This window comes from Collinsella aerofaciens (assembly GCF_041537385.1).
In the GTDB taxonomy this organism is placed as follows: Bacteria; Actinomycetota; Coriobacteriia; order Coriobacteriales; family Coriobacteriaceae; genus Collinsella; species Collinsella aerofaciens_BV.
Window position 1 is genome coordinate 26,823 of sequence record NZ_JBGORS010000006.1, and the last position, 12,374, is coordinate 39,196.

General features: G+C 58.4%; 10 protein-coding genes. 5 read left to right on the forward strand and 5 right to left on the reverse strand.

The window, feature by feature from the left end; all coding sequences use genetic code 11:
* Nucleotides 1-35: 35 nt before the first annotated feature.
* Entirely contained in the window at nt 36-1,067 is a 1,032-nt protein-coding gene (locus ACEG18_RS07795; RefSeq protein ID WP_372542165.1) for a 3-deoxy-7-phosphoheptulonate synthase, read from the forward strand.
* Nucleotides 1,068-1,251: 184 nt separating this feature from the next.
* Here ACEG18_RS07795 and ACEG18_RS07800 read toward each other — a convergent pair whose 3' ends face one another.
* The gene (locus tag ACEG18_RS07800) at nt 1,252-3,489 is read right to left on the reverse strand and encodes an ABC transporter permease (RefSeq protein WP_372542167.1); all 2,238 of its coding nucleotides are present in this window, start codon (nt 3,487-3,489) and stop codon (nt 1,252-1,254) included.
* Nucleotides 3,479-4,264, reverse strand: coding sequence for an ABC transporter ATP-binding protein (locus tag ACEG18_RS07805; RefSeq protein ID WP_372542169.1), 786 nt, complete (start codon nt 4,262-4,264; stop codon nt 3,479-3,481). The genes ACEG18_RS07800 and ACEG18_RS07805 overlap by 11 nt, the downstream gene beginning before the upstream one ends.
* A gap of 148 nt (nt 4,265-4,412) precedes the next feature.
* Here ACEG18_RS07805 and vsr point away from each other — a divergent pair, with 148 nt between their 5' ends.
* The 3 genes from vsr (at nt 4,413) to ACEG18_RS07820 (ending at nt 7,510) form a co-directional block, all read left to right on the forward strand.
* Nucleotides 4,413-5,402: a DNA mismatch endonuclease Vsr gene (gene vsr / locus ACEG18_RS07810; RefSeq protein ID WP_372542171.1), complete on the forward strand. Its 990-nt coding sequence runs from the start codon at nt 4,413-4,415 to the stop codon at nt 5,400-5,402.
* Nucleotides 5,403-5,900: 498 nt separating this feature from the next.
* Nucleotides 5,901-6,830: an AraC family transcriptional regulator gene (locus tag ACEG18_RS07815; RefSeq protein WP_372542173.1), complete on the forward strand. Its 930-nt coding sequence runs from the start codon at nt 5,901-5,903 to the stop codon at nt 6,828-6,830.
* 56 nt (nt 6,831-6,886) lie between these two features.
* A complete protein-coding gene (locus ACEG18_RS07820; RefSeq protein ID WP_372542174.1) occupies nt 6,887-7,510 on the forward strand; it encodes an HAD family hydrolase in 624 nt (207 codons plus the stop codon).
* 430 nt (nt 7,511-7,940) lie between these two features.
* Here ACEG18_RS07820 and ACEG18_RS07825 read toward each other — a convergent pair whose 3' ends face one another.
* On the reverse strand, nt 7,941-8,798 hold the full coding sequence (locus ACEG18_RS07825) for a class II fructose-bisphosphate aldolase (protein ID WP_022095149.1): 858 nt from the start codon (nt 8,796-8,798) through the stop codon (nt 7,941-7,943).
* 335 nt (nt 8,799-9,133) lie between these two features.
* Between ACEG18_RS07825 and ACEG18_RS07830 the strand changes: the two genes are divergently transcribed.
* On the forward strand, nt 9,134-9,937 hold the full coding sequence (locus ACEG18_RS07830; RefSeq protein WP_217108191.1) for a DeoR/GlpR family DNA-binding transcription regulator: 804 nt from the start codon (nt 9,134-9,136) through the stop codon (nt 9,935-9,937).
* A gap of 74 nt (nt 9,938-10,011) precedes the next feature.
* On the opposite strand, the gene ACEG18_RS07835 is transcribed toward ACEG18_RS07830, so the two are convergent.
* Nucleotides 10,012-11,172: an FprA family A-type flavoprotein gene (locus ACEG18_RS07835; RefSeq protein WP_226790631.1), complete on the reverse strand. Its 1,161-nt coding sequence runs from the start codon at nt 11,170-11,172 to the stop codon at nt 10,012-10,014.
* A 129-nt stretch (nt 11,173-11,301) separates the two neighbouring features.
* Entirely contained in the window at nt 11,302-12,288 is a 987-nt protein-coding gene (locus ACEG18_RS07840; protein ID WP_225094228.1) for a LacI family DNA-binding transcriptional regulator, read from the reverse strand.
* Between the last annotated feature and the right edge of the window lie 86 nt (nt 12,289-12,374).

The window sequence follows — 12,374 nt, forward strand, 5'->3', positions numbered from 1 at the left end:
TTCACGCTTTGACTTATTTGATTGAGGAGGTCCCTATGGCCATGGAATTTAAACGCAAGCTGCCAATCCCCATGGAGATCCGCGAGGAAATGCCGCTTTCCGCCGAGCTTACCGCCAAAAAGCAGGCATTCGACGCCGAGGTCGCCAAGGTCTTTACCGGCGAGGACGCACGCAAGGTGCTCATCATCGGCCCGTGCTCTGCCGACCGCGAGGACTCGGTGCTTGAGTACATGAACCGACTGGCCAAGGTCGCCGAGGAGGTCAAGGACAAGCTCATCATCATTCCGCGCGTCTATACCAATAAGCCGCGCACCAAAGGCACCGGCTACAAGGGCCTGCTGCACAACCCCGACCCCGAGGCGCCCGATGACCTGCTCGAAGGCGTTAAGGCCATCCGCCACATGCACCTGCGCGTCATCGAGGAGACTGGCTTCTTTACCGCCGACGAGATGCTCTACCCGTCCAACTATCAGTACCTCGTCGACCTGCTGAGCTACGTCGCCGTGGGCGCGCGCTCGGTCGAAAACCAGGAGCACCGTCTGGTATCGAGCGGCATTTCGGTGCCTGTGGGTATGAAGAACCCCACCGCCGGCTCCACCACTGTCATGCTCAACTCCATCTATGCTGCCCAGGCGCATCAGAGCTTTATCTTCCGCAACTGGGAGGTCGAGTGTGACGGCAACCCGCTCGCGCACGCCGTCATGCGCGGCTACATCGGCCTCGACGGCCGCACCTACCCCAACTACCACTATGAGCATCTGGAGCGTCTTGCCGAGCGCTATACCGAGCACGCCGGCTACGCCAATCCGGCGGCGGTCATCGACTGCAACCATGACAACTCGGGCAAGCGTCCGCTGGAGCAATATCGCATTTGCAAGGAGGTGCTCGACAGCTGCCGCCGCAGCGAATCCATCTCCAAGCTGGTCAAGGGCTTTATGATCGAGTCTTACCTTGAGGACGGCAACCAGCCGGTCGATGGCGGCGTCTTTGGTAAGTCGATCACCGACCCGTGCCTGGGCTGGGAAAAGACCGACTACCTCATCCACGAGATCGCGGAGCGTATTTAGAGTTACGCGGTTTTACCAAACCGCGTAACGACTCGACGCTGCAAACGCCCCTAAGCGGCAATCTGACGTTCGATCGTCGGTCGCGTACCAAAGCACGCTTCCCTCCTCTTTCACGTCACCTTGCTCGCTTAGGGGCGTTTTCGCTGACTTATGCTCAACCTACAATAATTCCGAGCTGAACAAGTTACTCGCTGTAGCGGGTGGCGATGGCAGCTTGTACCATGCCGGTGCTCATGAGGTAGGTCACCAGGAAGTAGCCACCGTATGCTGCCAGGAAGATTGCGCAGGTGAGGCCCACGGTGCCGGCGATGCTCATATCGCCGAATACGCTCACCAGCTCGATGATCACCTTGAGCGCCACAAAGGAGTGCGCCAAGCCCACTGCCAGCGGGAACAGGAAGAACACCGCTTGCTGCGCCATCACCGAATGCCGGATCTGACGGTCGTCACAGCCGATCTGTGCCAGCACACGATAGCTGCGGCTGCCGTCGGCCACGTTGGAGAGTTGCTGGATCGACAGAATCGCCGCGCATGCAACGACCAGTACAAAGCCAATGTAGATGGCCAGATAGCTAATCATGCCGTTCATCTGCGCCGCCTGCGTATACATCTCGGAGCGCGTGATGAAGACTCCCCACGACCCCGGCTCCTTGCCGTCAACGAGCAGATCGTCGAGCAAGGTGTATTTAATGCTCTCGTCTGCCTCGGTCGTATCCATCCCCTGTTTGTAATTAACGAGCAGATTACTGGCATACGGCTGCAGATTAAGCTGGGACAGCAGCTCATCGGCTACGACCACGGTGCCAGGATTGCTGCCCATCGCCGAGTTGGCGATGGCCGCCGTGTCCTCGTCCGCCTTATCGGTTGCGGGCTTGAGCGTATGCCCGCCCAGGGTAAGGGCATGGCCGCCAGCCATATACTTGGTGTACAGGTCGCCCAGCTCACCGCCCATATCACACGTGAGCAGATACTGGTCGCGGCCAATGCTCACCGACTCCTCGCCCATCATCTGGCGCAGCTTGTTGTACTGGCTCGCCGGCGTCACATACAGACCCATCGCATCGGCGTTGCTTCCCTCGAGCGCCTTGGGGAGCTTTTCTCCCATGGCCTTGCACATCTCACCCGCCACCACCGAGGGGCCCGAGCCGCCAAGCGGGTAACTCAGATACGAATCGATCTGCACATGCTCACCGGCAACATCGGCGATATTGACCTTCTTGCCGGTCTCGTCGTTGTTGTCCGCCGACTTGCCCTTAATACCGTCTGCAACGTTATCGGGATCTTTACGATCGCCATGCCATGCAGCGTACAAATCAACCGTTGCATCGGCCAGCACCATGCGATCGGCCTCAGACGGATTGACATACTCCTTGTAGTAGTCGAGCGTTTCGGGCGTGTAATAGACATACGTCTGCGACATGTCGGCCGGATTATAGCGCTCCAGATTCTCGTTCATCACGTTGGCAATCGACATACCGCACGTCACCGAGGTGATGGCCAAAAACAGGAGCATCGCGATGACGCCCATCGAAAAGCACACCGTGTTGACCTTGGCCGCAAGCTGGCGCACGGTAAACATGTTGAGGCCGCGCCAATACACGCCGCGCAGGCTCTGCAGCAGCTTGATGAGCATGCCCGAGAGTCCCCAGAACAGGGCAAAGGTGCCCACGGTAACCATAGCGGTCGTAATACCAAACTGGTTCATGGCCTCTTGCAGCTTGCTGTCCGTCGCGGCTAGCGGGAACCCATCACGTAGCAGACGGTAATAGGCCACGCCCACAAGCACCACGCCCACGGCAAAGATGGCAATCGCGATCCAGGGGTTGCGTGTCTTGATGCTCTCGTTGCGACGCTCGGCACCCATAAGCTCGATGAGTTTGGTACGACGCACGGCGCGAAGGTTCAGCAGTAGCGTGAGCACAAACATTACGAGCATGCAGGCAAGGGTCAGATTGAACGCATGCACCGAGAAAAAGAAGTGGAAATTGGCGATCTGTGTCTTAAAAAGCGAGGCCGTAAAGAACGTCATGAGCTGGGAGAGTCCCACACCCAGCACAATGCCGGCGACAAAGGCCACGACCGATACTATCACGGTCTCGAGCGCCATGATCGTGGCGACGCGCCCACGCCCCATGCCGAGCACCTGGTACAGGCCAAACTCCTTCTTGCGGCGTTTCATGATGAAGTTATTGGCGTACACCATCAAAAAGGCCATGACACCGGCCAAAAAGTACGTCAGGTCACCGAGCATGCTGCCCATAACCTGCGCCAAGCCCTTTTCATCGATTCCGGCGATGTCGACCTGCATCGAGATGGTGTTGAAGGCGTAGAAGACCGTGACGCCCAGGGTGAGCGTCAAAAGGTAGACGAGGTAGTCGCGGCCGGCGCGGCGGACGTTGCCCCAAGCGAGTTTACAGAGCATCGGAGCCCTCACCGCCCATCATGGCAACGACCTCCATAATGCGGTCGAAGAACTCTCGGCGGTCGGTGTCGCCGCGGCGCAGCTCGGTGAAGATCTTGCCGTCGCGAATGAACAGCACACGGCTCGTGTAGCTGGCGGCAAAGCTGTCGTGCGTGACCATGAGCACCGTGGCGCGCAGGCGGCGGTTGAGGGCCTCCAGGCTCTCGAGCAGCAGGCGAGCGCTCTTGGAATCGAGGGCGCCGGTGGGCTCGTCGGCCATGATCATGGTGGGGTCGGTGACGAGCGCGCGAGCCGCGGCAACGCGCTGCTGCTGACCGCCGGACATCTGATAGGGATACTTGTCGAGCACCTGACTGATGGACAGGCGCGCGGCCACATCCTGCACGCGAGTCGAGATCTCTGCCGAGTTTGTGCGGGCGATGGTGAGCGGCAGGGCGATGTTCTCGCGTGCCGTGAGCGTATCGAGCAGGTTGGAGTCCTGGAAGATAAAGCCGAGCTCCTCGCGGCGGAACTGCGAGAGTTTGGCCTGCTTCATACGCGTCACGTCCTGGCCGTTGATGCGGATCATGCCACTTGTGGCGCTATCGATGGTCGACACGCAGTTGAGCAGCGTCGACTTGCCCGAGCCCGAAGCGCCCATGATGCCAACAAATTCGCCGCGGTTGACAGTAAAGCTGACGTCGTTGAGCGCGCGGGTCACGTTGCCCAGCGCTCCGTATACCTTTTCGAGATGCGCGACCTCCAGTACCGGGGTCGCCATGTGCGTGGTTTGCATACCGAGTCCTTTCTTGCAATTAGTCTACGGCATCTATAGTCGCAAGAAGACGAGTCGGCTACCATCGATATGGCTTACGCTTGCCTTACCGTTGTGTAAGGCACGGGTAGCTACCCTGCCATGTGTTGATGTTGAGAGAGGACTCCTGTTGAAGACTGTTCATGTTGCCGCTGGGATCATTCGCAAGGATGGATCTGACGAGCTGCTTGCCGTGCAGCGCGGCTACGGCGACATGCAGGGACTTTGGGAGTTCCCCGGTGGCAAGCTCATGCGCGGCGAGACGCCCGAGGACGCCGTACGCCGCGAGCTCATGGAAGAGCTGCAGGTAAAAGTCACCAACCTGCGCGATTTTTACACCGTTGAGTATGACTACCCCGATTTTCATCTCTCGATGGAGTGCTACTACTGCTCGCTGGCCGATGAATCCGATGAGCCTCAGAAGCACGACCGCCAGCTCGATATCCGCTGGATTCCGCGCACCTCGCTTGCCACGGTGGAATGGATGCCCGCCGACAAGGGGCTCATTGATGCCCTGATTGAGTTGAAGGAAGATCGGCTTGAGGCCAACGGCACTGCCAACGACGCCGAGGCCACCACGACCGACGAGCCCGCTTCCAAGCCCAAGCGCGCACCTAAGCGCCGCAGCAAAAAGCGTCCCAAGCCCGGCCTGCTGGACGGCATCGATACCTCGGACCTCTCCGCCGACGAGCGTGAGCTCGTGCGCCGTCGCGCCGCTATAAAAAAGTCCATGAAAGGCAACAAGCGCGCCAACACCAAGCCCGAGCTGCTCGTACGTCAGCGCCTACGGGCTGCGGGCCTTACGGGCTATCGCTTGGAATGGAAGGTTCCCGGCAAGCCCGACATCGCCTTTCCCGGGCGCAAGATCGCCATCTTTGTCAACGGCTGCTTTTGGCACCGCTGCCCCAAGTGCAACCCTAGCCAGCCCAAGCGCAACGTTGAGTTTTGGGAGGCAAAGTTCCGTCGCAACGTTGAGCGCGACCGCGCTGCCGTGGCAGCACTCACTCAAATGGGTTGGACACCCATAACCATCTGGGAATGCGAGCTCAAGAAAGACCACATCGACGCCACGATGGAAAAGGTCATCGAGCAGGTGCGCGCCGCAGAGCCGCAGCGCTAGGAGCGAGCCGTCCACACGCCCCACACAGGCGAGCCACATCCACGTCACAAACCTTAGAAAGCCCTTAAGCTCAAAACCTTTCAAGAGTGTTACTCGATACCTCTGACCTGCAGTTTCATCGTAACATCAAACCAGGTTAAGCCTTTCTTTAGCGCTTCTTTGCAGCAGCCGCGGCATAATACTGCCAACGCACGGGACCTAGCAGCACACCCCGTGCGCAACCTTTTGGTGGACATCGAGGAGGCCGCATAAGCATGCATTCTTCCAATGACGCAGCACAGCAGCCATCCCTAAAACATGCAGACCTTTTCTCCTTCCCCCCGACACAAAGAGACGGTCTCCTCGACTCCCCCACCACAAAAGCCAAACGCTCAACCGACCAGGAACTCAACTTGCGAGCATCGTTCGAAAAGCTCCAAGCATCCCTAGACAAGGCGTTCCCCGAACAGGCAAGAGCAATCTAAGCCCATCGCGCTTTATACTGATGCCATGCGAAACATGGATCACATAGAATTGCACCGCGGAGGACGCGAGGAAGCGTTTCCCGAGACCGCCGAAGACTGGCCCTATATTGCCGAACGCGCAGAATTCGCTCGCTATCCGGGCAATTCCGTCCCCTGGCACTGGCATTCCGAAGTTGAGCTTTTCTACATGGAGCAGGGAGCGATTGACTATCGAACGCGCGCGGCTCATGAACACGTGCGCTTTGAGGAAGGGTCCGCCGGCTTTATCAACGGCGGCGTTTTGCACAGCACGCTGCAATCGCCCAATTCGGCGCCAGCCATTCAAATGCTGCATATCTTTCAGCCGTCGATGCTCGGCGATCCCGCGGGACGCCTTCAAAAGCGCTATATCAATCCTTTGCTGCAATGTCGAGGCGTCGATGTGCTCAAATGGTCGCCCACCAACCCCGACGATATGTCCTTTATCGATTTGCTAAAGAGTTCCTTTAACCACGACCTTCAACGGCCGCAGAACGAGATGGCGCTTCGGAATAGCTTGTCAGGGCTCTGGATTCAGATTTACGCCAAGGCCGAACCGCTCTTTTCCTCCGACAACGCCTCTTGGATGACCAACCGCGACGTACAGTTCAAGGCAATCCTGGACTATATCCGCGCAAACTATGCAGCCGCTATAGATGTGCCCCAGATGGCATCTGCAGCCGGCGTAAGCGAAAGAGAGTGTTACCGCATTATCGAAGCTTGCGCAGGAACGACCCCGGCGGCATATCTGCGCGCATACCGCGTAAACCGTGCTTGCGAACTTTTGGCACACACCACGCGAACGGTCCAGACAGTCGCGCGCCAATGCGGCTTTGCGACAGCAAGCCATCTTGGCCAGGTATTTAAAAAACAAATGGGGTGCACTCCTTCGAGCTATCGAGCAGCGAGGCAGAATCTCGATAGCACCAGGCAGAAATCCCGCTAGCCTTTCTTCTGTCACCGCATCAAACTTGCAGGCAAACAACAGAGAGGAGCAATCATATGAAGCACTTTGACCATATCGTATTTGACGTTGATGGGACATTGGCAGATACAGAAGAAAGCGTTCTATCATCGCTTGTCCAGATTGTCCAAGAAGAGACCGGCAAAACGCTCCCCCGACACGAGCTTGAATTTGCCCTCGGCATACCCGGCAAGGATGCCCTTGAGAAACTCGGAATCTACTCGCAGGCAACGTTGGATCGCTGGTGCCAAGTTGCCGCCAGCTTTAAAAGCACCATCAGCGTGTTTCCAGGTTTGCTTGAAGTCATCGCAACACTCGCCGATAGCGGCTGCAAACTTGGCATCGTCTCCTCACGTGCGCGCGACGAATACGCAAAAGAAATTGCACCCCTTGGTTTCGATAAATATTTTGAGCGCATCATCCTTGTCGAAGACACAACCGAACATAAACCCGCACCCGCACCCATGCTCGAATATCTCCGGCGTACGGGCGCGAATCCTGGCAACGTCGTCTACGTTGGCGACACCGTCTACGACGAACAATGCGCAACTTCGGCAGGGGTCAGTTTTGCCAGAGCGGCATGGGGATCACACCAAGACATCCCAAACGCCACCTACAACCTCAAAACCCCCAACGACCTACTAACCCTAACAACCAAATAACCCCCGAGCCTAACCCTTTCAGCCCCAACACCACAAGGGCGACGACCTCGAGTAGGTCAACCTGGGAGGGACGAGGGCTTAGTTCCCCAATCTTTCCGCAGGGGGCAAAAAGCAACGTCTTATTTTTCCGACACTAACGCCACAAGGGCGATCGAGCAGGACGGCTTGGGCGGGTCCCGTACTTAGTTTCCAAAATCATTCCGCAGCGCGAAGGCTTCTTATTATTTTCAGACCTAACGCCACAAGGGCGACGACCTCGAGCAGGTCAACTTGGGAGAGACGAGGGCTTAGTTCCCCAATCTTTCCGCAGGGGGCAAAAAGCCTCGCCGCACGAAGTGCGCAGCGAGGCTTTTTGCATGCCCGAGGACGATTGGGGAACTAAGCCCTCGTCCCTCCCCGGGATATGTAGCGAGTCGGAGTACCCTTGCTGTTACTCTGCTTTGCCCACAGAGTTGAGGTTGGTCATGCGGATCTTAACCAGCTCGGTGATCTCACGCATGCCCTCCTTGGCCGGCTTCTTGGGATCGAAGCAGGCGGGGTTCTCGGCCATGTAGGCCATGAAGCCCTTGGTGTAGGCCTGACGCAGCTCGGTGGCGTAGTTAACCTTGCAGATGCCGTTCTTCACAGCCTCGGCAACTTGCTCATCGGGCACACCAGAGGTGCCGTGCAGAACCAGCGGCACGTCGACGGCGTCGCGGATGGCCTTGACCACGGACTGCTCGATGTGCGGATCGCTCGTGTACACACCGTGGCTGGTGCCAACGCCAATTGCGAGGGAGGTGCAGCCGGTACGCTCGACGAACTCCTTGGCCTCGGCCGGATCGGTGTAGGGGCTCTCGCCCTCAACCGCGGGACCGTCGTCCTCCTTGCCGCCAACCTTACCGAGCTCAGCCTCGACGGGCACGCCCATGGCGCGGCCAGCATCGGCGACGGACTTGGTCAGGGCAATGTTGTCCTCGAAGGACTCGTGCGAACCGTCGATCATGACAGAGGTGTAGCCCGTGCGGAAAGCCTGCATGCAGCGGTCATAGCCATCGCCGTGATCGAGGTGCAGAGCGACGGGCACGGAAGCGCGCTCGGCGGCAGCCTTGACCATGCCGTAGAAGTAGTCCAGACCAGCGGTCTTGATGGTGCCCGGGGTGGTCTGCATGATGACGGGGGACTTGGTCTCCTCGGCAGCGGCCAGAACGGCCATAACAAACTCGAGGTTCTCGACGTTGAACGCGCCGACGGCGTAGTGGCCGGCCTGAGCGTCCTTGAGCATCTTTTCGGTGGTAACAAGTGCCATGAGCGTTTGCTCCTCTCCCTCGCCCGCATCTGGACATCGGGCGTAGTTGTTCACAAGGCGTTTTACCTTGCGTTTTGCTGCGCTCATTGTATGAAAATCGACGGCGTCGCACGTATGAGATATCACCGGCACACAGGTCAAGACACTCGTTTTTGAAAAGCAAACGGAAGGGATTCGCGCCGGATCCCTCTATACGACATTGCAGTTTTCAAGCGAATCATCTTTCTTTTATAGAAAAGATAAGTAATCGAAAGGCGTTTTCTTACTCAAAAAGAAAATGAACGAAAATGGACTCAACACAATTCCTGCAAATTTCAGTTGAGGATGGAGCAGCTATGGCCCATGCAACAACCCGAGCCTTCGCCGATGAGCGTCGTGCCGCCATCATGGAGATGCTTGAGCATAATGCCTCGGTGCAGGTAGCAGAAATCGCCCAGACCTTTGGTGTGTCCTCCGTTACCGCCCGTGCCGACCTAGACGCGCTCGCCGAGTCCGGCAAGCTGCGCCGCACGCATGGTGGCGCTGTGTCGCTCCAGAAGCGACTGACCGTATCCACCCAGGATCGCCGTATCAACGTCAATGTTGCCGCCAAGCAGGCCATCGCACAAAGCGCCATTGAACTCGTCGGCAACGGTGACACCCTGCTCGTCGACTCGGGCACCACCGCTCTCGAGTTTGTCCGGCTCCTCGACCAGCACGATGGCATCACCGTCATCACGGCCGACATTACCATTGCCGATTACATCGACGAGAGCATGCCCTCGGTCGATGTCGTCATGCTGGGCGGGGCACTGCGCAAAGGTCATCGCTATCTGTACGGCCCACTTACCATGCAGGCGCTCCAAATGGTCCACGCCGACCTTGCCGTCATGTGCCCTGGAGCTTTTGTTCCCGGCTGCGGCTTTACGACCGACTTTCCGCAGATGGCCGAGACCAAAGCGGCTATGGTCGGTGCCGCCCGTCAAAGCGTCGCCCTCATGGACGCCAGCAAGGTTAACGGACGCGGCATGTACCGCTTTGCCAAGCTGACCGATGTCGACACCATCGTGATGGACCGTGATCCCGATGGCGCCGTCGCCACCTCAATCGCCGAGACCGCCGACGACGCCCGCCCAAATCTCGTCATCGCCGGCGCTTAAACAAAAACCACCACAAAGGTGCCTGTCCCCTTTGTGGTGGTTGTGATGGCTGAGCGTCAAAAGTGAACGTGTCGCTACTTGGAAAGCTCGTCGGCGAGGGCCTCGATCTGAGCGCGCGAGGCGTCGTTGAGCGAACCCAGCACGGTCACCTTGTTCTGCGCCAGAGTGATGTCCTTCATGCCCTCGAGTTCCTTGGTCATAACCTTGGCAGCGGTGGGCGCCCAAGAGCCGGCCTCGACGAGTGCCACCGTACGGTTCTGATAGGCGTGCTCGGCAAGCGTATGGATAAAGGTGCTCATGAACGGGAAGATCTCGCCCTGATAGGTGATGGAGGCGAGCACCAGACGGTCATAGCGGAACGCATCCTCAACGGCCTCGGCCATATCGTCGCGTGCCAGGTCAAAAACGGAAACCTTCTGGCCGCGAGCCTCGAGCGCAGAAGCGAGCTCCTCAACAGCAGCCTTCAGATGGCCATACACGCTCACATAGGCGATCGTGATGCCCTCGTCCTCGGGCTGATAGCTCGACCAGGTGTTGTAGGTGTCGAGGTAATAGCCCAGATTCTCGGTCAGCACGGGGCCGTGGAGCGGACAGATAATCTGAATGTCCAGGTCGGCGGCCTTCTTGAGCACGGCCTGCACGAACTTGCCGAACTTACCGACGATGCCAAAGTAGTAGCGGCGCGCCTCGCAGGCCCAGCCTTCCGGGTCCTCGATGTCGTTGGCGCCGAACTTGCCAAAGCCGTCGGCACTAAAGAGCACCTTGTCGGTAGACTCGTAGGAGAAGATCACCTCGGGCCAGTGCACGTTGGGGGCGCAGACAAACGTTAGGCTGTGGCCACCCAGGTCGAGCACGTCGCCCTCTTTGACGACTATCTTACGCTCGGGGTAGTCGGTGCCAAAGTAGTTGACCATCATGCGGAAGGCGCCCATGCTGGCCACAATCTGTGCCTGGGGATAGCGCTCCATAAAGGCGGCGATACCGGCGGAGTGATCGGGCTCCATGTGATGGACGACCAGGTAGTCGGGCGTACGGCCATCGAGCGCGGCCTCGAGGTTGCCGAGCCATTCGTCGACAAAACCGCCATCGACTGAATCGGCGACAGCGATCTTTTCGCCCAAGATAACGTAGCTGTTGTATGCCATACCGTTCTCGGACACGTCGTACTGGCCCTCGAACAGGTCAATGTCGTGATCGTCGACACCGATGTAGCGGATATCCTTGGTGATCTCCATCAGGCAAAGCCTCCTAGATAGACAAAAGAACCCGTCTATCATAACACTCGGCAGTATCCCAGCTGTTATCTGCCGGCATCCATACCGATTGTTATTGAAATACGATAAATCGCCGTTTACCTGCGCAAACTATGCGCGCGGTATCGCCGTGCTATGTCGAATAATGAGCTGGCCGGGAATACGAATGGCAACGGTTTTGCCCGCCGTACCCGCCTCGGGAACCGCATGCTCGAATACCTCGCGTCCGCGCTGATGTAGATCAAATCGCACGGTCGTGAGCTCGTTGTGTGCCACAAAATCATCGAGCGAATCATCGACGCCCACCACGCTCACGTCCTCGGGCACGCGCAAGCCACTATCGCGCAGCGCTGCAATTGCGCCGTTTGCCATCTGGTCGTTTGCCGCGTAAATCGCCGTCATGGTGCGGTCGTGCTCGGCCAGATATCTGCCGGCCTCGTAACCGCTGTTGGCAGACCAGTCGCCCTCGAGCGGCGTCTGCGGCTTAATGTGCCTACGCTCGAGCGCATCCTGCCAACCGGCTCGACGAAATTGCTCGTCGACCGAGAACGACGGGCCGCCAATATAGCGAATTTGCTCATGCCCCAGCTCAAACAGGTGATTCATAAGCAAGAGCGAGCAGCCGTAATGATCGGAGTCTACCGTGGTCACCCGCGGGTGCGCGTACATGGTAACGATGACCGTGCCAATGCCCGGCAGTGGATCAAACGTCTCAAAATCGGGCGCCATACGGCTCATGCCGATAATGATGCCGTCCACAGGCAGCGCGGCCATACGACGCGTGGCCTCGGCAAGCGAAAACTCCTCGGTCTTGGACATCTCGACCAGCGTGATGGCGCAATTATGCTCGCGAGCAGCGCTGGCGATGCCGTCGATCATTGAGAGGTTGCCAAACTTGGTGACATCGTTGACGCACAGACCGACCGAATGGTAGCGGCCGTCGCGCAGCGAGCGACCGGCATAACTCGGACGAAAGCCGAGCTCTTGCATAGCGGCCTGCACGCGCTGGCGCGTCTGCTCGTTAACGTTGGGCAAGCCGTTGGCGACGCGCGAAACCGTCTGCTGCGAAACGCCAGCAGCGCGGGCGACGTCGGCCATGGAGACCGGACGCGTACCTGTATCGTTGGACGGGCGCCTTGCCACAGGATCACCTTCACCGTTGCGAGATCTGAATAGCGTGCATG